This is a genomic window from Qipengyuania aestuarii (genome assembly GCF_019711535.1).
GTDB classification, from domain to species: domain Bacteria; phylum Pseudomonadota; class Alphaproteobacteria; order Sphingomonadales; family Sphingomonadaceae; genus Qipengyuania; species Qipengyuania aestuarii.
The window spans coordinates 284,030-305,882 of sequence record NZ_JAIGNP010000003.1 but is presented as its reverse complement, the minus strand read 5'-3'; the positions used below and the strand labels follow the sequence as shown (position 1 = coordinate 305,882).

The following is a 21,853-nucleotide window of genomic DNA, read 5'->3' as shown; positions in this document are numbered from 1 at the left end:
CTATCCTCGCTGGCTCTGCCGGATCGTCCGGGCGTTGGCTTGATCGTGAGTATCGGCGTCGTCATCGACCTCGAATCCTCCGCTCGCGGCGTCCCAATCGAGCCCGATCGAGACCGCGAGCATCTTGAGATCGGTGATGCTCGCCGGGTTGATCGCATGGGAACCGAATTCGATAGCGCGGACAATTTCACCGGCGAGGATGGAATTGCCGTCGCCATCGTCATTGGCATGGGGAGTGACGATAACGTCGTGGATGAAGGCGAGCGTCTTGCCTTCGGCGCGGCGCAGAACCCGGCCCCGACGCTGGATGAATTCGCGGGGATTGCGCGAGGACGCCAGGATCAGGGCATGCGTCACAGCAGGGATGTCGACGCCTTCGTCGAGACAGCGAATGGAAACCACGATCCCGCCGAGGCTGTTGAACCGCTCGAGCGTGCGCGCGCGGTCGCCTGCCATTGCCGAGTGGTATTCGTGCGCATCCGCCATTCCGGCGTCGCGCAGCGCGCGAAGCACCTCGCCCAGCTGGGTCTGATCGTCGCAATAGACGATCCAGCGCTGGCCGGGCTGGAAATGCGTGCTGACGATGCTGGCGGCGGTCGCGACTTTCGACTTCGCCGCTTTGACGATCCGCGCGCGGCGGATCAGCAGCATCTTGAGGCGCGCAGCGATGCCCGCTTCATCCACCCGGCCGCTTGACTCCGCCCGGGCGTAGAGACGACGATATTCGTCGGTCAATTCTTGCCAGGCTTCCTGCTCGTCCGCGTCGAGACCGACCGGATGGACGCTGTAGGCGTAAGGGGTCAGAGCGCCCGAGGCGACGGCTTCGGTGATTCCGAAAGGCGGCGGAATAATCCCGGAGAAATAATCGAGGATCGCCTGTGTACCGTCGGGATCGCCGGCTCGCTGGGGTGTGGCGCTCAAGCCAAGCCTCGGTCCGGTGTCGAGTTCGAAGATGCTGCGGGCGCCCTCGGCGCCGAGACGGTGAACCTCGTCGGCAACGATGAACAGGTGCTCACCGCCTTCGCACAGTGCGAGAAACCCTGGCGAGGCGGCGGTCCGAAGTGTCGCCAGCACAGCGCGAGGGGGTGCCGGCGCCATCGATGACTGGGTCCAGGTCCTCAGCCGCGTATCCTGCTTCCACCCGCTGTTGCCCGCCCCGCAAAGCAGCAACTGCAATCCCTTGGGGCCGAACAAGCCTTGCAGCTCGTCGCGCCATTGTTGGAACAACAGGTCGCTGGGCACCAGGATTAGCGGCACTTCGTCTCGGCGGAACGCGTCGTTGAGCGCGCACAACGCAGTGAAAGTCTTGCCCGATCCGGTCGCATGCTCGAAAATGCCGCGACGATCGGCGTCGAGCCACGCATCGAGCGCTTCGCGCTGATGCGCTCGCGGGATCCTGCCTCCGGGCCGATCGGCCTCGGGCGACCATTTCGATGCTTCCTCAAGTTCGAGGCAGATGTCGTCGACGAGCTCCGGCCAGCCAGCGGCGTCTGCTGCCGAAACGATATCTGCGCGGGCGCTGTCGGGGAGCGGCACCGTTGTAACGCCCGGCCACGTGTTATTCCACAGACGTTCGAAATACTGGCGTTCGTCTTCGATGCGCTCGCGCTCGCGTTCGCCGCCCCAGCTGACGAAGACGTCGACCGATTCGAGATTTCCGTCCAGCGCGAGGCCGGGCCAAGTCTCGTTCATCGATCCCTTGAAAGCGATCTCGCTCGCGCCATCGGCAAGCAGCCCGATCTTGTCGTGAAACAGCCGCCGCGGCCGGCCGCCGGCCGCCTCGCCGATCCACGCCAACCGGCAGTCGATGACGCCCGCCGCGATAAGCGAGGCGAGCACTTTGGCCGGGCGCGCGAGCATGGGTGCGGCAAGGAGCCGCGCGAAGTCGGTACGAATCTGCTCGGCGGCGTCCTGCTCGGCGCGCTCTGAATAGCCTTCGCGCATTGCCTCGTGATCATCGTCCGACAGGACCGGCGAGCAGATCAGCCGCATCTTGCCGCCATTCGCGACGAATTGCTTCAGACTGGGCCAGGCCAGCTGGTAGATCGAGCTGCTGAAGAAGCCGACCGCACGATCGTAGCGCGTCGCCGCGGCCACGGTCGGCAAGTAGAAGTCCGCGGCGATATCGTCCTCGGGCTTGTGATAGGCCTTCTTCAGGGAGAGATCGCGCAGCGCGGCCATGTCACCCCTCGATCAACCGTTGGCGGGTCAGCTGGATGCGCGTGTCGACGGCTTCCGCCAGGCGCTCGGCCGGGGTGGCAATCAGGGTCTCGACAACGGCGGGTCCATTGCCCGGGCGCAATTGGCGGAACTGGGTCGCGAGCTTGCCTGCGGTCGCCTCGATGATCGTCTCGGCCTTGACCTGAACGTTTCGCGACCAGGCGAAATTCGAATAGAGACCAGCATCCCACAGGATGAACACGTCCTCTTCGGCGGCATAGCCGATCAGCAACACGACCCGATCGTCGCCATGGTCGAACGAACCGCGTTCGGCGCGCCCCTGGCCCGGCACGATCAGCTGGACCTTGTGTTCGCCGAGCGGCCGGCCCCCGGGCGGGCGCGTCGCATTGTACATGTAGACGCGGATCCGCACGGGGAGCGATCCGCCGAGATCGATTTCGAGTGGCTTCGCATCGACCGGCCCATGATGCAGGACGCGCTTGCCGAGGACTTCGATCAGGCGCGTATGCATCTCGACTTGTGACGCGCGGACCGTCAGGCGCGACACCGCGGGCTCCGATGATCCGTCGGCCATTGCTTTTTCCCCTTTCGAACCGGCACTCCGAGACGACGTCTTGCCGCGCGATTGCTGCCGGTTTTCCTCGCTGGCCATCTCCCCGAGCCAGGAGTCGAAGTCGGAACGGCGGATCCGCCACTGGTCCCGCACGGTAAACGCGGGCAGTTCGCCGTCCGCTGCCATCGAGACGATCACTTCCTCGGGCATTTTGAGCACCTCAGCGACTTCGGCCAGTGTCAGAATCTCGTCCACGCAGCCTCCGATATTCCAGCGACACCGTGTCACTAGTTCGACAGCTTAATAAGCTGGACGCAGATAAAACGCAAATCTCGACCTAAACAGCTGAAATATCGCGAGTTTATTTAAGCTGAGATCTACAGCTTAAGGCTCGGCTGCGCGGGTTGTGGTGGAAGATCGTGCCCGAGTCGCGGTTAGTGTGCTTCTAGCTGGCGCTCGGCCCAAATCTCTCGCACTTCGGCAAAGTCGGGAAAGTCGCGGCTGCCGCGCGACATCAGGCGACGCATGACTTCGGCGTGGATACCCTGCGCGCCATGCGAAGCGATCGCTGGCTCCCTAGCCACGCTGTCGACGAGGGCGACGAGATCCAGCGGCTCCTCGGCGACCTTGCTGCGTTTCTTGTCAGCGCGAACCGGTTTCCTGAGGTTCATGACCACGTCGAAATGGGCAACGTTCTCCTTGCCCTCCCGACCCTTGTAGCCCTTGTGGCTTTGCTGCTGGCGATCGAGCGAAGCGGCTTCGTGAAACTCGAACCCAGCGGCATCCGCCGCGTCGCGAAGCGCCTTCCAGACCTCGGCGTCGGTATTGTGAAACACGACCGTCGCCCATCCGCCGGGCTTGAGGATGCGCGCGATCTCGCGCATCGCCCCTGCCATCAAGGCGCCGTAGCGGTCGAGCGACTTGCCGCCCGCCGCTTGGCCGAGCGACTTGTTGACGACGGCCTCGAGCGCCGGGTCGGTCACGCGGCCAAGCCAGGATTCCCAGATCACATTGCAATCGGCATAGAAGATGTTCGAACCGAACGGCGGATCGGTGAAGACGTAATCGACGCTGCCCGAGGCGACCTCGTCAAGCTCGGTCGCGCTACCGACCATCAACGCCGGCAGGTCGTTGGCGACGGGCGCATATCCGGCATAGAACGTCGCCAGCTGGCTGACCTTCTTGCGCATCACGTTGAGCACATTCGCCTCGGACGAAAGTTGCGGGATGTAGAGCGTCCCAGTCAGCGGGCGATGCCCACCGCGAGCATTGTATCGCCGCATGCGCGTCCCGTGCCAGGCGGTGTTGGTGAAGGCGAAGGCGAGCGCCCGTTGGATCCGGCGATCCTCGACGTTCTGGATTTCTGCCCAGAGCACCGACAACGCGAGCAGGTTGCGATTGGTGTACATGTCCGCGACGCTGCGCACTCCATGGAGATGCAGCGCGCAGCGCTGATACATCTCCCGATCGGGCCCGAGCGGCGTCGTCGGAAACCACTCCGCAATATCCTCCCGGCGGAAGGCCCTTGCCTTGGCGACATCGTCGCGGTCCGCAGCCTTGTAGCCGCGCGTGCCATCCGTTCGCTCAAAGGCAATGTAGGCCGGCAGGTTGTCGATCACTTCGAAGCGGCGCCGGTCGTGTTCGGACATGCACCGCGGGCAGGTGGACTTGCGTCCCAAGCGCCCACCGTCCTGATCGAAGGTGTCCCACAGAAGAAATTCCTTAGCGCAGGTCGGACACCGATGGCGGGTGCTCCAAATCGTCCAGCAGATCGTAGCGGGAGCGCCGCTTTCGTCGATCGTGTCGTAAATCTCGGCGAACCGCTTCCCAACCTTGCGCTCGAGCGCGCCAAACGCCTTCGTCAGCGCGTCGACGTCGCACGGGCGCGAGTGATTCCAGGCCAGGTGCGCGGCAGCAGGCGAGAGATCGTTGAGAATCGCTCGCCGTCCGGCAAGCGCCGCGGCAACGCCGGTCATGCCGGAACCGCTGAACGGGTCCATCACCACGTCACCGGGCTGGGTGTAATGCTCGATGAAGGGCGTGATGGCTTCAGGCGGCACCTTGGTGTGATAGCTATGCGCCAGATAGAGACTCGTGTTGCGCCCGCCGGCAACGCGCTGTCGGCGCGGCGCCTGGTCTACCGTGTCCGGATGGGATGTCGTCGGAAGGGCGTTCGGCCTTTCGAGATAGCCCGCGACAAAATCCTGTCCTTTGCTCGGGTCTACGGTTTCGGAAAGCGACCAGTTTCCCTGATCATCCTGGTTCGCGACGAGCGCGCAGCGTTCGGCCACTTTCGGCATGGTAATTCCTGTTGAGGCAAGATCGGCGCGGAGCGCCTCCCGCAAGACCAGAGAGTAGATATGATCGGTGCGCTGCACGCCTTCGGCTAACGCTTCGGCGATCGCGCGATCGATGAAGCTTTGCGTCACTGGCGTGCGCTCGTTCTTGCTGGCGGGCCGACTGCGGTGGGCCAGGCACAGCATCAGGTCAAGCCTCGTGACCTGTTCTTTGCCGAGCTGGCCTTTCACCCCCTTGATCGAGGGCTGGCCCTTGTCGAGCAGATGGACGGACCCGACTTCGAAACCGGCATCGGAGATCGCATCCTGCATCGCCGACCACACGCGATCGTTCGAATTCGAGAACGCGAGCGTGGCACGCCCGCCGCGCCGCAGGATCCGAGCGACTTCGCTGAAGGCGTCGGTCATCAACCCGCCATACTCAGCGATATCCTTGCCTCCGGCATGACGCGGACGCTGCTTGTTGACGACAATTTCTTCGCCTTGATCGGTGAGCGCGCCGAGCCAGGCATCCCACAATAGCGAGCTGTCGGCATAGAAGATGTTCGAGCCGAAGGGCGGGTCCATGAACACGAAATCGACAGAACCATCGTCGAGGCAGCCCAGATCGGTTGCAGAACGCTGATAGACCTGGGCTTGCGCAGAGGATTTCGGGAATGCGGCGTAGTAGCGAAGCACGTCTGCCGCTTTTCGGCGGAACAGGCTCCACACGTTCCACTCATACCGCAGCGAGGAAACATAGAGCGTGCCGGTCATGACATTGGTCGGGCGCTTGGCGTTCCACTGATAACGCTTCGACGCGCGATTGACGCAGGCGGTAAAAGCAAACAGCAGCGCCTCGCGGACCCTTCCTTCGGCAATGGTCACGATTACGTGGCGTAGCGCGGCGAGCGCATGAAGGTTCCGCCTGGAATAGAAGCCGCGCACGTCCTCGATACCCATCGCCTGATGGCCGGCACGCCACATCTCGCGATCTTTGCCGAACGCGACCGACGGGAGCCAATAGGGAATGGGGCTCGCCTCGCTTTGTTCGATCAGCGTCAACTCCGCCTTGGTCGGCGCATGGTGGGTGACCCGGTTGCTCCCTTTCGAGACGTGGCTCTGCACCGGCTGCTCGGTCAGCCAGGTCAACTCCGACTTGCGCGCCTTGGTGCCGCAAGCCGGACAGGAAATCTGGTCGCGTTCGATCGTCTTGACGACGTCCCAAAAGACAATCGGTTCAGAACATCCTGGGCAGGCGAAGACATCGCTCCAGGTGGTATATTCAACGGTCCCGACCGTGGTCGGATCGGGGTCGTATAGCCAGCGCATGGTGGGCCGGACCATCTCGTCCACGGCCGCGAGCGCTTGTTGGAAGGCTGCCGGGTCACACGGGGTGGTGTAATTGCGGGTGATATGGACCGCTGCCGGCGATAGGTCGGATAGGAGCGCATTGCGATTGACCGAAAGTGCAGCAACCCCGGTCATGCCCGATCCGCAGAAGGGATCAGCCACCCAATCTCCTTCGCTTGAAAACGCCTCGATGAACGGCGTGATCGCAGATGGCGGCACCTTGGTATGATAGCTATGCGCCCGATAGGAGGTGGTTGCCTTCGAGACACAAAGCGTCTTCGGGAGGACGGCGGCCGTTTGGGGCGCGAAATTGATCGGCGCGCCTTTCGGTTCAGGCGGACATGTGGGCATCCCCGAATAGACTATTGCGTCTTGTTCAGCGTGGCTGCGAACAATAGCGGTCACGCCGGCCGCATTGGCTGCGATCGCCCCTTGAACGTCGCTCGGAAGTCGCCCGCACTCGATCAGAACTAGTTCGATAGGTACGGCAAGGATTTCGGCCAAAGCGGCTGCCTGCTCTTCGGTTGCCGCACGCTGTCCGGTCTCGATCCGGCTAAGATAGGACCGCGTTACGTGAACCTTCTTCGCAACGTCATCCAGTGTCAGGCCCAGCGCTTCTCTTCGCGATCGAATATTAAGTTCCGTAGCTCTCATGCCGCCTCCTCTGTACGGGTTTGAGGAGTTGCCATAATTAGTCAACTCAAATTGATACGTAAACACCGGTAAAATCGAGAAATTTTCGGAAGTATCTGATTTTGTTCGATTCCGTATCTGCAAACGTAATATCGTGCCTCGCTAGCTTGCGTGCATTGATTTTCAGGCAAGCGCAAGCAACGCCGTGGCTGGATTTGCCCGCGCTGGGTAGCGTCCTATATCTGAAAAGAAGGCTGAAAACGAACACTAGGTGTGTGCTTTCCAAGCGTCGTATGCATCCTCATTGGGAAAATCTTGCCCTCCCAAGCAGGCGGCTGAATTCTCGAGGCTGACGAAGCGGCCGAGGGTGAAGTGGTGAAGGAAAAGGCTTCGCCGCGACATCTTCGTGTCACAGCCACCGAGGAGAATATCATGACATCGATAAGCACCTGCCGGCCTTCGCAGGCCGACGAGGATGTGCGGATTCTGCGCCGCATCACGCCGCTTTCCGAATGGCAGGCGCCCGCCGTCGCGGGGCGGCCTCACACGAAAATTGCAGTAATCGATACAGAAACTACGGGCCTCGATCCGCAATACGACGAACTGATTGAAATTGCTATCGCGATGATCGTCATCGACGATCAGGGTCGCATTATTGCCGTGCATAGCTCGAGGAGCGGCATGCAACAGCCTTGCCGTCCGATAGAACCAGAAATCAGCCGGCTCACCGGGATTACGGACGAGATGGTGAAGGGCAAGCGGTTCGTTCCGCAGCAAATCGCCGACCATCTTGCCAAAGCGGACGCCTGCCTGGCCTTTCATGCAAATTTCGATCGGCGGCACCTCGAGGAGCTCGTGCCGGAAGTCGGTGCAATGCCGTGGATCTGCGCCATGGAGGATGTTGATTGGCGGGCCCTCGGCTTCGATGGCCGCGCGCAAGGTTACCTGCTGACGCAGGCCGGGATGTTCAATCCCACGGCTCATCGCGCGGGTGACGATGTCGCCAGCCTCGTCAATCTCCTCGCACATGTATGCGAAGACGGGCGCACTGTTATGGCCCACGCCCTCGAAGGAGCGAAGGCGCCCAGTTGGCGCTTCGAAGCAAGCGATCTTCCACATCGCCTACAGAAGGACGCATATCGGCGCGGCTACCGACGCTCCTATCACGGCGTGTTTCACAAACTCGTGCGGGAGGCAAAGCACGACGCCGAGATCGCCTGGTACCACGAACTGGTCGGCCGCGATCCTACGATCGTCCCTGTCGACTGGATCGAGCGCTATCGCGCCGACTGGACGTGGGAACCGGTGAACCGGAAAGTGGAAGTGGCGCACTGGCGGCGCTGATGGTGGGCCATCCAGTTGAGGGAAAAGGCTCCGGCGAACACGCCGTCACACCGAAATAAGGAACAGATTGATGAACAATACCCAAACTGGTGGGCTGGAAGCCCACCGGGCGAACGCGCTCGCCCTTCGTCTGGAAATGGGCCTGCCGGTCAACGGCACGACCAGCGCCGCAATCACATTCGGCGGTATTCAGAGCGTTACGTGGCCGATCCTCGAGGGCATTGCCCGCAAAGCGGCGGAGGATAGGCAGGATGCCATATTCGCGGTGTACAGCGACGAACGCTTTCCGGACGCGCCGGCCTGGTACTTCCTTGTCTATCGCATGCTGGACAGCGTCGCCATGGTGAAGGTCCATCCTGCGCACGTCGCCAAGAACGAACCGCTGGTCCTGGTGACCGACGACGGAACCCGCCAATTCGCGGCTGACGAGCGCGGGGTGCTGCGCGAAATGCCGGTGCAGAAGAAGGCTACGAAGCAAATGGCCCACGCCAAAGCCGCCATCCGGATCAAGGTCACTGCCAACAATCTGGATGATGTGCTGGAGAGCGGCGCATGGGAGGCGACTACCTTCGCGTTCCATGCAGACGGCACCGCAGTCGAGGTCGACAAAGCCGCGGCCTGACAGCCTCCACACCAGACACAAAGGGCGGCGCTTCCAACGGGGAGCGCCGCCCTTTCTCGTTCTACAGCAAGGGACCATTTCCATGGCCGAAACTTCCAGGCGACATCCGCAAACCGTGTGCTCGCTCGCCATCATCCGCGACCGCAACGAATTCTCCCCCCGGTCGGCGATCCGATCGACCGCGATCTTCACCGTCACCCGCTGTCCGAAATCGGTGGCGCGGTTCTCTATCGATCATCGCGCCTTCGACAGGACGGCGACCCGCGCGGAAATCCTTACTGGTATCGCCGAGCGCATTCCGGACGGCGCAACGCTGATCGCACGCGCGTCGCGCACGCCGCAGCATTACTTGCGCCATGCTTTCGCCAGCAGTGGGCCGCTGCCACCGGCCGACCTGCAACTGCTGCAAAGGGAACGCCCGGATCTCGAGATCATGCCGCTGGAGTTCGCGAACAGCGTGCTGGAAGAGATCGCCGCCGCGTATCAGATCGAGCGTGCGGGCCCCGGTTCAAACATTCTGTCGCGGGCGCGGAGGGCACCGGATGAAGCGCAAGGCCTGTGGGCGGCCTTCATATCGTCGCACGCTTCCCGGCACGAGCGGAACTCCCTCAGCGCGGCTTGGCAAGCGTGGAGAGCAATCGAGCGGGCGCGGCCCGTCGGGTTCTAAGCATTGGAAGGGGGCTGGTTGGCGGGTCCAACCTGAAGAAGGAAAATTACGATGCTGAAATTGACGTTCATCGATACCGAGTCCGCGTGGGACGAGCATCTCCACGAGGATTACCGCGCCATTGATGCGGCGGGGGTGGCGAAGCTGGAGAGGCAAGGTCGCAAACGCCATAAGCAGGCGTGTAAGCGGATATTCGCTGCTGCGGCGCTTGACCTCGTCGTCGACGATGACCGCACGATGGCTATCGAAGGCCTGACCGCTTGGACAGAGCGCGAATACGGTGATGAGCAAGCTGTGGTCGAAGGTCTGCTCGACCATATCCGATATCGCCCGGATCACCGAGTTGTGACTTACGGTGGCCTCGCTGCGGAACTGCCGCTGCTGACACTATGCGCCATGGAGCATGGTCTGCTCATGCCGGACCAGCTTCGCTCAAACCAGCGCGTGCGCTACGGAGAGATCAGGCCGCATATGGACCTCGCCCTCGAGCTAAAAGGCCAGGGGCGAGAGTGGGCGCATCTATCCGAAATTGGCTTGCGAATGGGAATCCCGCGCGATTTGTTCGTGGGCAAAACGGAGGTCGAACTTCCGCGGACCGCGGACGAGTGGATCGATGTCCGTCGTCATGTCAGCTGCGATGTCGTGTTGACGGCTATGGTGACGCTGGCTTGGCTGCGTACTCAAGGCCGGATCAGCATCGATATGCCTGCCGCGATCTACAACCTCGCCGACTGGTTCCTGCGCCGGATCGGGGACGAAACCCGTGTGGCCGCACCGCTCGCTGAATTGCGTATGAGGATGGCTGATCAAATGGCGGCGGAATTCTATCTCGCCGCCTAAGTGCTAAAGACAGCCCGCCGGTCGAAAGCGCCCAGTCTGACCGGCAGGCAACATATTGATTATTTCGACCCTCGTGCATCCGAACGCTTCGGACGAGCCTTTCGAGGCTGCCGGAGGCGTTTCGGAAGCAAGTTGATGGGGTGGGGGTCGAGGTCCTTGGTAACTTGGGGGATGGTTTCCGCAGCATTGCGGAGCAATTTCATGTGGGCATTCGAATAGCGGCCCTCAGTTTCGGAGGCGAGCTTATGCCCAGCAAAATCTGCTCGTATTTCGCTCGAGATGCCAGCTGCTTTCATCGCGTCGATGGCAGTGTGGCGAAACGAGTGGTTGGCCTGCCCATCTACAAGAAACGGAAGCTGCTTGGCCAGGTGAGTCCACCGCGTCTTGTAGAATGCGCGGCCCAAGGTCCCTATACCGCTTTCCGGCAGCAGTTCAGGGAAGAGAAGCCATTCGCCTTCATCTCGAAGGGCCTCCACGTAGTTGTGGAAGCCCAGTCGAAGCAATTCGCTCGCGACCGGCATAACTCGTTTTGAGCTACCCGTTTTCAGGCCGCGCAGCGAATTCGGCTTTACTTGGACTTGCCAGTGCCCGCCTTCGAACTCGATTTCGTCGAGCTCCAGGCTGCTGATTTCGTCAAGACGCATGCCGGTATACCAGGCGATCATCGGCACCCAATACCAAGAATCGTGGTAGATGCTGGTTCCGGGCTGCATTCGGCGCTTGGGCGATGAGGTGCCAGTCCACGGCGGAAGGCTGAAAATCATCCGCCCCTGCTCTTCCGTGTAACGCTGCCGATCCTCCCGTGCATTGCCCTGCTTCTTCATGATGAAGGCGCTGTAATCCAGCGCCGCAATGGGATGGTGGCGCGCGAACCAATCCGTCAGCTGTCGCAGGAAGCCGAAGTGGCGATTGGTCGTCACCAAAGAAAGGCCAAGGTCCTTTCGGGTCAACTGGGCCGGTGCATCGGTCTCACAATTCTCGGGCCCGCGCTTCTGTCGCTGCTTCGCGGCAAGCTTTTCGTTCTCAGCGACCAGAGCCTCGTATTCGTCGACGATTTCGAGGATGGTCATATCCTGCTGTTTGGGCGACCGCAGGAGTGTCGCACCGTGAACCCGGTCGAAGCAGTAGTTGAGCTTCACTAAATCATCGTGCGTGATCTGGGCGAGCGGCCGGCCTTGCATGACATCATCGAGAAAACGTGCGGCGACCCTTGCCTGTTTGCGCGTCTTCGCGGTCCAGGCCTGCCCGTTCTTCCGTCTGGATTTCCCATCCTTGCCACCGGTCCGGGGGTTATGCTCGAAGAATTTCTCTAGGCCTTCGGTCGCGGTCATGGTCGCATAAGGACCTGTCACCGCGGGCTGGGCGGGGGAAGGCGCTGAGGGGATCGGCGCAGGGATGACATCTTTCGATGTCGGCTCGTATTCGTTTCGCGGGACCGGCGCGTATGCTGAACCAGGATTAGCCAGCACCTCCCGGAATTCGCGTATCGCGACGATGCGCGCCTCGTTGACCACCTTGCGCGCCATGGCCTCCCGCAACGCCGACTGCATCAGGCCAAGCTCGGCAAGCCGCGCGACTGCCGCCTGTTCGGCACCTTCGTGCTCGATCGACGCGGCGAGATCCGACCAGGCGAGGACCACGATGTCCTCATCGTCATTGTCGGGATCGACGCGAGCGACGAGGAAATCCTCGATCTTGCCCTGCATCGCGCCGTCTTGAGCGGCCATTTCGCTTGCACCCAGCCGCAGTGTCAGGGCCTTGCCGATATCATCGTGGTCTTCGGGCGGAAGGACGTGAAGGCTCGCATGCATGGCTTCCAACCGATCGCGCTCGACGAGGATCTGGCGCCGAAAGATCTCCGCCCGCTGCGCGGCGTCTAGCCCGTCGCCCGCCATCTTGCTCATCATGTTCATCGCGACCCTTTCGCAAATCAAAGTCAGGGCCGGCGCGAGCAGACCCGCGCGCCTGCGGCTGGTTGTCTTGAGCGAGAAGCGTATCCGAAAAGGCTTATCAGCCCCTAAACGTATGAGTTTGCGATAGTAATACGTGCCCTGCTTGCGGGAAACGTTCTGAATGCCGCACATGTGCCGTGGCCCCCTTCCGTGGCACCCTGCCGTGGCGAACCAAGGCAGAGATGGAATGGGAAACGAGAGCTTTCAGATGCTTGGGCGATTTCTGGCTGGGGTTCCTGTCACCCCTGCCATTTTCTTCTCATGACTTGTCGCTGCCGCATGTCCGCACTATCGCGCGGGCATGACAGAAGAAGAAAAGACCAAGCGCGATCTGCAGGATCGCAAATTCTACCCGGCCGAAGAAGAGGCCGAATTCGAAAAATCACAGCCCAAGCAGACGCCTCAGACCGCCCATCCGGCGTATAAGCTCGCCTTTCAGGATAAGGAATTCCTGTTGCGTGAAGAGCTGAGGCCGGTCCGCTTCCAGCTCGAACTTCTCAAGCCGGAGATGATCCTCGACGAGGCCGGGGTCGGCTCGACCATGGTAATGTATGGCAGTGCGCGTATCCCACCGCCCGAATCCGCGGAAGAGGCGCTGGAAGGCGCGAAGGATCTGCCCGAGGAAGAGCGCAAGGTCGTCGAGAGTCTGGTTGCCAAGTCGAAATATTACGGCGAGGCGCGCAAGCTGGCGCGCATGGTCACCGAAAAATCGATCATTCAGGACGGCAAGCGGCAGTTCGTGGTCTGCTCGGGTGGCGGCCCATCGATCATGGAAGCCGCCAATCGCGGGGCAAGCGATGCCGGCGGTGAAAGCATCGGGCTCAATATCATCCTGCCGCATGAGCAGGCGCCCAATACCTATGTGACGCCTTATCTGTCGCTAAATTTCCACTATTTCGCACTGCGCAAGATGCACTTCCTGCTGCGGGCTAAAGCCGTGGCGGTCTTCCCGGGCGGTTTCGGCACGTTCGACGAGTTTTTCGAACTGCTGACGTTGATCCAGACCGGCAAGATGAAGCCCATGCCCATATTGCTATTTGGAGAGGATTTCTGGAAGCGAGTGGTGAATTTCGAGGCGATCGCCGAAGAAGGCACGATCTCGAAAAAGGACCTCGATCTGTTCCGCTGGTGTGAAACCGCCGAAGATGCGTGGGACCATATCTCAGCCTTCTACGAACTCGATCGCTAAAGTGCTTCGCCCGGCTCCAGTTTCCTGACGGACTGGTGGCCGAGCGGGCCATTCCCGCTGCCGTAACCCGGTGCCTGCTCGATGGCTGCGCGGGTAAAGGCCCGCGCGATGCGCACAGCGTGGGTCAGCGGCTGACCATGCGCGAGCATGGTGGCGAGGGCAGAAGAGAGGGTGCAGCCAGTGCCATGGGTGTGCCGGGTCTCGATCCGCTCATGCCCGAAGCTGGCGATCCTGCCGCTGGCCGACACCACATAGTCGATGACCTGGTCGCCATCGCTATGGCCGCCCTTCGCCAACACGATCGTGTCCTGAGTTTCAGCCAATTCGCGCGCAGCCTCGAAAATTTCCTCGGCAGGAATGTTCTTGCGCCCGGTAAGAGCCGCAAGCTCTGGTAAATTTGGCGTGACTGCCGTGGCGATCTGCATCAGCGCGCCAAACGCATCGATGGTGGCTTCATCGGCCAGGACCGCACCGCTGGTGGCGATCATCACTGGATCGAATACGATAGGGCCAGCAAAGCTGTCGAGGCGCTCCGCCAGTCGCAGGGCGATCTCCGGCGAGCCCAACATGCCGATCTTGATCGCATCGGCCGTAAGATCATCCAGGCAGCTTTCGACTTGCTTCATTACAAAATCGCTATCGAATACCTCGACTGCCTGAACTCCCGTGGTGTTTTGCGCGGTCACCGCCGTTATTGCCGTCATCGCATACCCACCGAGCATGGTAATGGTCTTGATGTCGGCCTGGATGCCCGCTCCGCCTGAAGAATCGGACCCGGCAATCGACAGAATGCGTGGGGGTGATTGCGTCTCTGTCATGCCCGCCCTTTCTGCGCCGATCCAGGTGGATAGCGTTCCTGTATCTGGCGCGACCTCGTGGGCCGATCCATCAATTCACCACCGCAGTTCGGACACAGATCGTCCAGACTATCTGCGCAATCCGCGCAATAGGTGCACTCGAGGCTGCAGATAAACGCCCCTGGCGCCTCGGCTGGCGTATTCGTGCCGCAGCGTTCGCAATTGGCGCGCATCTCCAGCATCAGGCGACAGCCTTCACGGCGTCGCAGATACGGTCGACCACCTTTTCGACTTGTCCGGCGTCATCGCCTTCCGCCATGACGCGTATGACAGGTTCCGTACCTGAAGGGCGGATCACCAGACGGCCCTTGCCTTCGAGTTCCTTTTCGGAGTCCATAATGGCTTTTTTGACCGTTTGGTTTTCCAGCGGCGCACCGCCGGAATAGCGGACGTTTTTCAGGAGCTGGGGCAAGGGATCGAACACGTGGAGCAATTCGCTTGCCTGCTTCCCCGAACGAACCAGGCTCGCCAGAATCCGCAGGGCGGCGACCGTGCCATCGCCTGTGGTTCCATGATCGGTCAGGATCATGTGGCCGGATTGTTCACCGCCCACGTTGAAGCCGCCTTCGCGCATTCTTTCCAGTACGTATCGGTCACCCACCTTGGTGCGCTCGAGCGTCAGGCCCAGACCATGCAGATAGCGCTCGAGACCGAGGTTGCTCATCACGGTGGCGACGACACCTCCGCCAGTAAGATCGTTGCGCTCGTGCAGCCGCGTGGCGATAAGCGCCATGATCTGGTCACCATCGACCGCGCGCCCTTTTTCGTCGATGACGATGAGACGGTCGGCGTCGCCGTCGAGCGCAATGCCGATATCCGCCTGTTCCTCGACTACGCGCTTTTTCACTGCATCGAGTGAGGTTGATCCGACGTCGCGATTGATGTTTGTGCCGTTGGGCTCGACGCCCATGGCGATTACTTCGGCACCCAGTTCCCATATCGCCGAGGGGGCGACGCGATAGGCTGCTCCATTGGCGCAATCCACCACGACTTTCAGCCGATCGAAGCGAATATCGCTGGCAACCGATTGCTTGACGGCATGGATGTATCGGCCACTCGCGTCATCGATCCGGCGCGCGCGGCCTACCAAATCCGGGCTAACCAGCAGCGGTTCTTGTTCCATCAATGTCTCGATGGCCATTTCAGCAGCATCGGATAGTTTGAAACCGTCCGGACCGAACAGCTTGATGCCATTATCTTCGAAAGGATTATGACTGGCGGAAATCATGACCCCAAGGTCTGCCCGCATTTCCCGCGTCAGCAGCGCGATCGCCGGCGTGGGCAGGGGGCCGGTCATGATGACATCCATCCCGACGCTGGCGAAGCCTGCCACCAGTGCGCTTTCCACCATATAGCCTGAGAGGCGAGTGTCCTTGCCGATCACGACACGGTGGCGATGGTTCCCGCGAAGGAAGTGCGTGCCTGCGGCCTGACCGACCTTCATGGCATTTTCAGCGGTCATCACTCCTTCGTTCACGCGACCGCGAATGCCGTCTGTGCCAAAAAATTTCCGTGCCATGGGAGCCTCTCGTAAAACCTTGTAAACCAATCTTCTGGCTTGAATGCGCGGCTAAAGAAAGTCGATTTGCCACGCTTCTGTTCCTATTGTCGCAGCTCGCTGCAACCACAAGCTTGGATGTGCGTTAGGAATTCGAGTTCCAAACTTTTTAACACCAATTCTCAAAGGGGACCTATTCATGGCTTTCGAGCTGATCGACCTTCCTTATGAAGACACTGCACTTGAACCGGCCGTCTCGGCCAAGACGCTGAGCTATCATCACGGAAAGCATCACAAGGCTTATATCGACAAGACGAACGCCGCTATCGAAGGCGGGGATCTTGATGGGAAGAAGTTAGAAGAAGTGATTTCCTCCGCGCGTGACAGCAATCAGGGCCTGTTTAATAACTCCGCTCAGAGCTGGAACCACGGCTTTTACTGGCATTCAATGGCCAGCGAGGAAACTGCTGCCTCGGACGAGCTCAAGAGCATGATCGACAAGGCTTTCGGTTCGGTCGACAAGCTCAAGGACAAACTGAAAGAGCGCGGCGCAGGCCATTTCGCCAGCGGCTGGGTCTGGCTCGCAGTGAAGAACGGCGAACTCACCATAGAAGAAACGCATGATGGCGATACGCTGGCAGATCAAGATGGTATCAACCCGCTCCTGGTCATCGACCTGTGGGAGCATGCATACTACCTCGATCATCAGAACGCGCGTCCCGAGTACCTTGGTGCAGTTAGCGACAAACTTAACTGGAGCTTCGCCAGCGACAATCTGGCGCGTGGGACCACTTGGGAATATCCCTGCTAAGCAGTCCGCTCAGATAGTTTAAAGAGGCCGCCGTGCGATTGCAGGGCGGCCTTTTTTATACTTCTGCTTCTGGTTCGGCGGAGAGGTCTAGAAGGTTATTGGAGAACAGGGGTTCCCCGAAGATGAAGCCGACCAGATTGGGCCGTCCGACGTGATCGAACAAGGCGGTCAGCATCAGCAGGATGGGCACCGACAGCAAGGCCCCGAATACTCCCCAGATCCATGTGAAGTAGGAAAGCGCGATCAGGATCATGACAGGGTTCATCGTGAACCGCGCGCCCAAAATAGAAGGCGTCACGACATTGGCCTCGATCGTGTGCAGGCCGAGATAGGCCGCAGCAGGGATCAGGCCAAGAAATACCGTGTCGGCCGTGCCGATACCAAAGAGGGCGAGCAGGCCGACCATGACGGTCGGGCCGATATAGGGAAGAAAATTAAGAATGGCCGCAAGGCCGCCCCACATGATTGGCGCATCGACACCGAGCGCCCAAGCGCCGAGCGCAACGACGACGCCGACGGCAGCATTGATCCACCCCACCGTCAGGATGTAAGCTGCAACGCGGTCCTGTACCTCGCGCAAAACGCGTGCTGCCTTGATGCTGGTGCCAAAACTCGACCGACCGAACAGCAGCCGCTGCCTGAGCCGTACTCTGGCCTCGATCATGAAAAAAGCCATTAAGAGGGTTAGGATGGTTTCGATCACAAGGCTTGGCGTCGCAAATGCCAGTTCTTCGAGGAGGCTTGGCGTCGCTACTACTACCTCTTGCGATTCCCCCCGGTCCATCAGTTCGGCCAGCTGTTCGTTGATCTGGCCGATCCACGCGAACTGATCGCGCAACTGGGTGAACCGCTCGCCGACCTGATTGAGCATTGCCGGCAGTTCATCAAACAGGACAGTAGCCGGCTGAAGGATCAATGCGAGTGCAAGGATCAGGACCGCGAAAAAGAACAGCAAGGAAATCAGGGCAGAAAGCGCATTGGGCACCCCCCAACCGTTCAGCTTGTCGGCGAGCGGAGAGAGAATGACAGTCAGTATGATCGCGGTGACAACAGGCAGGAAGACCACCGACCCGATCGACAACACGAAGGGGAGTGCGAGAAACAGGCCGATGCCGATCAGCAGGACCAGTGCCGATATCAGGCGCAGTTCCTGCTCCGCCAGCGAAAAGCGACCTTCGCCCGGCGCGGAAGCTTTATCCTCTGGGCGGACTGGGCCGTCACTCATCTGCATTTATCCGGCGGTTGGCGCCGAGAGGACAAGGAGTTCGGCCTCGCCATCAGTTCCGCGAGGAAGACCCCTGTCCGGCAGCGACATCATCTAGTTCCTCAAGTATCGCACGGTGAGCCGTGTCATCGTCGATGGACCGTTTGGGGATCGAGCCATCGGCCAGCATGGCGTTCAGAGCAGAGCGGGCTCTGCCCACACGGCTCTTGATCGTACCTACCGCACAGCCACAGATATTGGCGGCTTCTTCATAGGAAAATCCACCGGCACCCACGAGCAGTAGTGCTTCGCGCCTCTCGGGCGGAAGCGTCAGCAAGGCGCGATGCATATCGGACAGATGGATCGGTTCTTCCTGACCGGCCGGAGCCGTCAATATTCGCTCGGCCACGGTCTCGTCATATTCGCCGCGGAAGCGATTGCGTCGCATATCGGTGAGATATGCGTTGCGCAGGATCACGAATGTCCACGCACGCATACTTGTCCCGGGCTGGAAGCGTTCCTGTGCGGCCCAAGCTTTCAGCAAGGTTTCCTGCACAAGATCATCCGCCATGTCGGCGCGGCCACAAAGACCACGAGCAAAAGCGCGCAGATGAGGAACGACGTCGGTCAATTCCTGTTTGAAATCGGCCTTCTCGGAGGCCGTACGCTGTTCAGCCCCCATCAGTCCTTACTGTCCAGTTGCGAAAGGAGATCCTTGAAGGTGTCGGGAAGGTCTTCCTCGACAACGGAATCGTAAAGTCGGCGCAGGCCAAGCGCCCAGTCGGGGCGTTCGCCCCCGCTGGTCTTCGCTTCCTTGTCACCGCCCGTACCAAGCTTGCTTGCGGAAGAATTATCAACGGTCATCGTATATAGATTTTGTCCCTGGTCTTCGTAAGCAGGAGCTTTCTTCGCCGCCCCACACCCGTGACTCATGATCCCTAATTTTGGCACAACGCCCTTGCATGGAACAAGTTCCAGCAAAAAGCGAATTAATGATCAGTCTGCAGAAAAATAACGGAACCTTCTTCTGTTCGGCGGATAGATGGGCAAAGCTTAGCTTGTAATATCGTGAGGCATACCGCTGGTTCAAGAAAAACTCATGCGACGTGGGGGGAAGCGGCGTTGGCTCGTGGATTATCCACGGGCAGTGCCGTTGGCTATCTTTCTTTTGGTCGCAGCGGTCACCGTCCTTAGTGTCTTCGCCATAGAGCGAGGGGAGCGTGTCAGGGAAAATGCCGATCTCAGCCGTCAGGCCGATGCCATGGTGTCGGCCATCGAAAGGAGAGCTTACTCCAGCTCCTCATTTTTGCGTGCGGGAGCTGCCTTATTTGGTTCACAGCAAAGCGTTACCGGTGATGTCTTCCGGCAATTCGTCTCTGAGCTGAGGCTCGATGCGGATTATCGCGGAGCTGAAGGGATCGGATGGGCCCCAGCGATCACCGATAACCAGCTTGTGGCAGTGGAGGAGCAGCTGAGTTTCGGGCGCGTGGGCCAGATGAACGTGAGACCTTCTCTGCAAGACGACCCGCGAAAGCAGCTCGTGCCCGTCCTATTCCTTCAGCCCGACACTCTTCGCAACCGCAAAGCGCTCGGCTTCGACATGTATTCGGAACCCACCAGAAGAGCAGCGATGGACGAGGCTACCCGGACGGTCCGGCCCACGGCCAGCGGGCGGGTCAATCTGGTTCAGGATAGTGGTCCCGACGAGTTCGGTTTCATTATTTACATGCCAGTTTTCGATGGACGCGGCGCCCAGCGGAGCTTGAAAGGCTTCGTATACAGCCCATTCAACGCCTCGCAGTTTCTTACCTCCGCTTCAGAACTGATCACTTCACCAGAAGCTGCATTCCGTTTTTTCGACGTGTCGGGTGGCAAGCCTCTCTTAATGGTGGAGACGGAAAACTGGGTCGATGATGGCCATACCGTGGAACGCGATGTGGATCTGGCCAATCGGCGCATGTTGCTGGTGGTTCAGTCAAAGCGGGACATGGCCCTTTCGCCCCTCTCTCTCATCACCTTGCTTTTCGGCCTCGCGGTCGCGAGCCTACTGCTTGTAGTGGCCCGCCTTCTCACCCAGCAAGCAGAGGAAGATAGTCGGTCGCTGGAATGGTTCGCCCAACAGAACTCCATCCGTAATTCACTGACGCGCGAGTTAAATCATCGAGTGAAAAACACTCTCGCGAATGTGCTGTCGATCGTGTCGCTTACACGCCGCAGGGCGGAGAGCCTGGATGAGTTTGCCGAGGGCATAGACAATCGCATCCGCGCGCTTTCCGCGACCCACGACCTGCTTACCCAGTCTGAGTGGGGGACAACGCCAATTGCAGCGGTCATATCGGTAGAGCTCGCTCCCTATATAAACGCGAATGATCACGAAGTGGTGGCGAAAGGCCCGGACGTCGAACTTGCACCCAACGATGCGCTGTCTCTGGGCCTTGCCATTCACGAACTGGCGACCAATGCGGCGAAATTCGGCGCTTTGTCATGCAGTGGAGGACAGGTGTCCGTCACGTGGGAATTGGTAAACCCGCACCTTGCACGCATCGAGTGGATTGAGAGCAACGGACCCAATGTTGAACCACCCACCAAGCGTGGCTTCGGTATCGATCTGATTGAAAAGATCGTCGCTCACGAGCTCCGGCATCCGGTTGAGCTCGAATTCGATCCGAACGGCGTACGCTGCCGATTGATGGCTGCCGTGCGCGAGCCAAGCGAGTTTGCGCTCCGTAGCAAGTATGCCGCAGCCAAACTCGACCAGTGAGACCTCGGCTACACAGGTGATCCGCTAGCTCTGCAAAGATGGTGGTACTGCGGGCGATGTTCTGTTTCAGCCCTGACTAGATACCCGTTATGTGTATCGCCCGTAAGCTTCCGTAGGTTTCGATGATTTGTGGGGCGAAGCATTCAGTCACAACGCAAGAAGGCCGCCCGAATAACTCCGGGCGGCCTTCCTGTTGGCAATATCGGGTGACTCAGCCCAGTGGCCGGCTCGATCCGAAGAAAAGGGCCTGGCTGATCGCAGCACGGACCGTCTGTTCCTGAAACGGCTTCGTCACGAGATATGTCGGTTCGGGACGGTCGCCAGTGAGAAGGCGCTCAGGATAGGCAGTGATGAAAATCACCGGGACGCTATCGATAGCGAGGATATCGTCCACCGCATCCAGTCCCGAGGAGCCATCTGCCAACTGGATGTCGGCCAGCACCAATCCCGGCGTCTTTTGCGCCACAACTTCCTGAGCCTGCGTGCGCGTGGCTGCCGTTCCGCAAACTTCGTGGCCAAGGGAGGTCACGAGGTCTTCCAGCTGCATGGAGATAAGCGGCTCGTCCTCGATGATGAGGACACTGGTTGCGCTCTCGCGATCGATTTCTCCGACCGCTTCCTGCACGAGACGTTCGATCTCGTCGGATTCCAACTCCATGATCTCCCCAGCCTGCTCGACCGAAAAATCTTCAAGAGTGGTAAGCAGCAACGCCTGACGGTTCAGGGGCGTGATCGACTTCAGTCGATCCTGAGCGGCGCCTTCGTGCCCGGCTTCGCTGTCGATGTCGGGCACATCCATGTAAGCACTGGACCACACCTTGTTGAAAGCGCGATATAGTGGAACTCGACCGCCTTCGAGGGACGATTTGAGTTGTTCATCAGCCAACGCCGCCTCGAGAGTGGCGCGGACAAAGGCATCTCCAGTTGCCTGCGAGCCGGTCAGGGCTCGCGCGTAGCGGCGGAGATAAGGTAAGTTTTTAGCAATCTGGTCACCAAGCGACATATAACCCCTTCCGTGGTTTGCGCGTGCTGAACGCCCCGTATCAGCTTAGGTTCCGTCAATCACCGGGAAATCCCATGATTTGACAAACGGACTTTTTCTTACGACGGAA

The 21,853-nt window shown here is 60.1% G+C and carries 19 protein-coding genes; 8 read left to right on the top strand and 11 right to left on the bottom strand.

Annotation, left to right across the window (positions count from 1 at the left end; genetic code table 11):
• From K3175_RS11200 to K3175_RS11190, 3 genes are all read right to left on the bottom strand, one after another.
• Entirely contained in the window at nt 1–2,181 is a 2,181-nt protein-coding gene (locus tag K3175_RS11200; protein WP_221543470.1) for a DEAD/DEAH box helicase family protein, read from the bottom strand.
• 1 nt (nt 2,182) lies between these two features.
• Nucleotides 2,183–2,989 (bottom strand): helix-turn-helix domain-containing protein, encoded by an 807-nt coding sequence (locus K3175_RS11195; protein ID WP_221543469.1) that lies wholly within the window; start codon nt 2,987–2,989, stop codon nt 2,183–2,185.
• Between the two features lie 179 nt (nt 2,990–3,168).
• Nucleotides 3,169–7,017 carry a DNA methyltransferase gene (locus K3175_RS11190; RefSeq protein WP_221543468.1) on the bottom strand — a complete coding sequence of 1,283 codons (3,849 nt, stop codon included), beginning with the start codon at nt 7,015–7,017 and terminating at the stop codon, nt 3,169–3,171.
• A 354-nt stretch (nt 7,018–7,371) separates the two neighbouring features.
• Between K3175_RS11190 and K3175_RS11185 the strand changes: the two genes are divergently transcribed.
• The 4 genes from K3175_RS11185 to K3175_RS11170 all read left to right on the top strand — a co-directional run bounded on the left by K3175_RS11185 (nt 7,372) and on the right by K3175_RS11170 (nt 10,469).
• Complete coding sequence (locus K3175_RS11185; protein ID WP_221543467.1) at nt 7,372–8,340, top strand: exonuclease domain-containing protein; 969 nt, start codon at nt 7,372–7,374, stop codon at nt 8,338–8,340.
• 70 nt (nt 8,341–8,410) lie between these two features.
• On the top strand, nt 8,411–8,962 hold the full coding sequence (locus K3175_RS11180) for a hypothetical protein (RefSeq protein ID WP_221543466.1): 552 nt from the start codon (nt 8,411–8,413) through the stop codon (nt 8,960–8,962).
• 82 nt (nt 8,963–9,044) lie between these two features.
• Entirely contained in the window at nt 9,045–9,629 is a 585-nt protein-coding gene (locus tag K3175_RS11175; RefSeq protein ID WP_221543465.1) for a hypothetical protein, read from the top strand.
• A 51-nt stretch (nt 9,630–9,680) separates the two neighbouring features.
• Entirely contained in the window at nt 9,681–10,469 is a 789-nt protein-coding gene (locus tag K3175_RS11170; RefSeq protein WP_221543464.1) for a hypothetical protein, read from the top strand.
• Nucleotides 10,470–10,528: 59 nt separating this feature from the next.
• Here K3175_RS11170 and K3175_RS14365 read toward each other — a convergent pair whose 3' ends face one another.
• Nucleotides 10,529–12,109 carry a site-specific integrase gene (locus tag K3175_RS14365; RefSeq protein ID WP_345719353.1) on the bottom strand — a complete coding sequence of 527 codons (1,581 nt, stop codon included), beginning with the start codon at nt 12,107–12,109 and terminating at the stop codon, nt 10,529–10,531.
• Between K3175_RS14365 and K3175_RS14210 the strand changes: the two genes are divergently transcribed.
• Together K3175_RS14210 and K3175_RS11160 are read left to right on the top strand one after the other, a co-directional pair.
• Entirely contained in the window at nt 12,068–12,349 is a 282-nt protein-coding gene (locus tag K3175_RS14210; RefSeq protein WP_247710872.1) for a hypothetical protein, read from the top strand. The two genes, K3175_RS14365 and K3175_RS14210, sit on opposite strands and share 42 nt — an antisense overlap.
• A gap of 373 nt (nt 12,350–12,722) precedes the next feature.
• Entirely contained in the window at nt 12,723–13,610 is an 888-nt protein-coding gene (locus K3175_RS11160; RefSeq protein ID WP_221543462.1) for an LOG family protein, read from the top strand.
• Here the strand turns inward: K3175_RS11160 and thiD are convergent.
• Genes thiD through glmM form a run of 3 tightly spaced genes read right to left on the bottom strand, consistent with a single transcriptional unit; the run spans nt 13,607 to nt 15,986 of the window.
• The gene (gene thiD / locus K3175_RS11155; RefSeq protein WP_221543461.1) at nt 13,607–14,428 is read right to left on the bottom strand and encodes a bifunctional hydroxymethylpyrimidine kinase/phosphomethylpyrimidine kinase; all 822 of its coding nucleotides are present in this window, start codon (nt 14,426–14,428) and stop codon (nt 13,607–13,609) included. The genes K3175_RS11160 and thiD overlap by 4 nt on opposite strands.
• Entirely contained in the window at nt 14,425–14,649 is a 225-nt protein-coding gene (locus K3175_RS11150) for a DUF1272 domain-containing protein (RefSeq protein WP_221543460.1), read from the bottom strand. The genes thiD and K3175_RS11150 overlap by 4 nt, the downstream gene beginning before the upstream one ends.
• Complete coding sequence (gene glmM, locus K3175_RS11145; protein ID WP_221543459.1) at nt 14,649–15,986, bottom strand: phosphoglucosamine mutase; 1,338 nt, start codon at nt 15,984–15,986, stop codon at nt 14,649–14,651. The genes K3175_RS11150 and glmM overlap by 1 nt, the downstream gene beginning before the upstream one ends.
• A gap of 178 nt (nt 15,987–16,164) precedes the next feature.
• Between glmM and K3175_RS11140 the strand changes: the two genes are divergently transcribed.
• A complete protein-coding gene (locus K3175_RS11140; RefSeq protein ID WP_221543458.1) occupies nt 16,165–16,776 on the top strand; it encodes a superoxide dismutase in 612 nt (203 codons plus the stop codon).
• A gap of 55 nt (nt 16,777–16,831) precedes the next feature.
• Here K3175_RS11140 and K3175_RS11135 read toward each other — a convergent pair whose 3' ends face one another.
• From K3175_RS11135 to K3175_RS11125, 3 genes are read right to left on the bottom strand one after another with little or no spacing between them, the layout of a single operon-like run.
• On the bottom strand, nt 16,832–18,001 hold the full coding sequence (locus K3175_RS11135) for an AI-2E family transporter (protein ID WP_247710871.1): 1,170 nt from the start codon (nt 17,999–18,001) through the stop codon (nt 16,832–16,834).
• Nucleotides 18,002–18,053: 52 nt separating this feature from the next.
• Complete coding sequence (locus tag K3175_RS11130; RefSeq protein WP_221543456.1) at nt 18,054–18,662, bottom strand: sigma-70 family RNA polymerase sigma factor; 609 nt, start codon at nt 18,660–18,662, stop codon at nt 18,054–18,056.
• Nucleotides 18,662–18,844: a NepR family anti-sigma factor gene (locus tag K3175_RS11125; protein WP_221543455.1), complete on the bottom strand. Its 183-nt coding sequence runs from the start codon at nt 18,842–18,844 to the stop codon at nt 18,662–18,664. Before K3175_RS11125 ends, K3175_RS11130 begins: the two co-directional genes overlap by 1 nt.
• 283 nt (nt 18,845–19,127) lie before the next feature.
• On the opposite strand from K3175_RS11125, the gene K3175_RS11120 reads away from it, so the two are divergent.
• On the top strand, nt 19,128–20,741 hold the full coding sequence (locus tag K3175_RS11120; protein WP_345719367.1) for a CHASE domain-containing protein: 1,614 nt from the start codon (nt 19,128–19,130) through the stop codon (nt 20,739–20,741).
• Nucleotides 20,742–20,952: 211 nt separating this feature from the next.
• On the opposite strand, the gene K3175_RS11115 is transcribed toward K3175_RS11120, so the two are convergent.
• A complete protein-coding gene (locus tag K3175_RS11115) occupies nt 20,953–21,744 on the bottom strand; it encodes a response regulator (protein ID WP_221543453.1) in 792 nt (263 codons plus the stop codon).
• Between the last annotated feature and the right edge of the window lie 109 nt (nt 21,745–21,853).

Coding starts and splice junctions, on each gene's coding strand:
- K3175_RS11115 (WP_221543453.1), bottom strand. CDS start 21,744: ATGTCGCTTGGTGACCAGATTGCTAAAAACTTACCTTATCTCCGCCGC.
- K3175_RS11130 (WP_221543456.1), bottom strand. CDS start 18,662: ATGGGGGCTGAACAGCGTACGGCCTCCGAGAAGGCCGATTTCAAACAG.
- K3175_RS11125 (WP_221543455.1), bottom strand. CDS start 18,844: ATGACCGTTGATAATTCTTCCGCAAGCAAGCTTGGTACGGGCGGTGAC.
- K3175_RS11175 (WP_221543465.1), top strand. CDS start 9,045: ATGGCCGAAACTTCCAGGCGACATCCGCAAACCGTGTGCTCGCTCGCC.
- K3175_RS11190 (WP_221543468.1), bottom strand. CDS start 7,017: ATGAGAGCTACGGAACTTAATATTCGATCGCGAAGAGAAGCGCTGGGC.
- K3175_RS11160 (WP_221543462.1), top strand. CDS start 12,723: ATGACAGAAGAAGAAAAGACCAAGCGCGATCTGCAGGATCGCAAATTC.
- K3175_RS11180 (WP_221543466.1), top strand. CDS start 8,411: ATGAACAATACCCAAACTGGTGGGCTGGAAGCCCACCGGGCGAACGCG.
- K3175_RS11200 (WP_221543470.1), bottom strand. CDS start 2,181: ATGGCCGCGCTGCGCGATCTCTCCCTGAAGAAGGCCTATCACAAGCCC.
- K3175_RS11135 (WP_247710871.1), bottom strand. CDS start 18,001: ATGAGTGACGGCCCAGTCCGCCCAGAGGATAAAGCTTCCGCGCCGGGC.
- thiD (WP_221543461.1), bottom strand. CDS start 14,428: ATGACAGAGACGCAATCACCCCCACGCATTCTGTCGATTGCCGGGTCC.
- K3175_RS11170 (WP_221543464.1), top strand. CDS start 9,681: ATGCTGAAATTGACGTTCATCGATACCGAGTCCGCGTGGGACGAGCAT.
- K3175_RS11140 (WP_221543458.1), top strand. CDS start 16,165: ATGGCTTTCGAGCTGATCGACCTTCCTTATGAAGACACTGCACTTGAA.
- K3175_RS11150 (WP_221543460.1), bottom strand. CDS start 14,649: ATGCTGGAGATGCGCGCCAATTGCGAACGCTGCGGCACGAATACGCCA.
- glmM (WP_221543459.1), bottom strand. CDS start 15,986: ATGGCACGGAAATTTTTTGGCACAGACGGCATTCGCGGTCGCGTGAAC.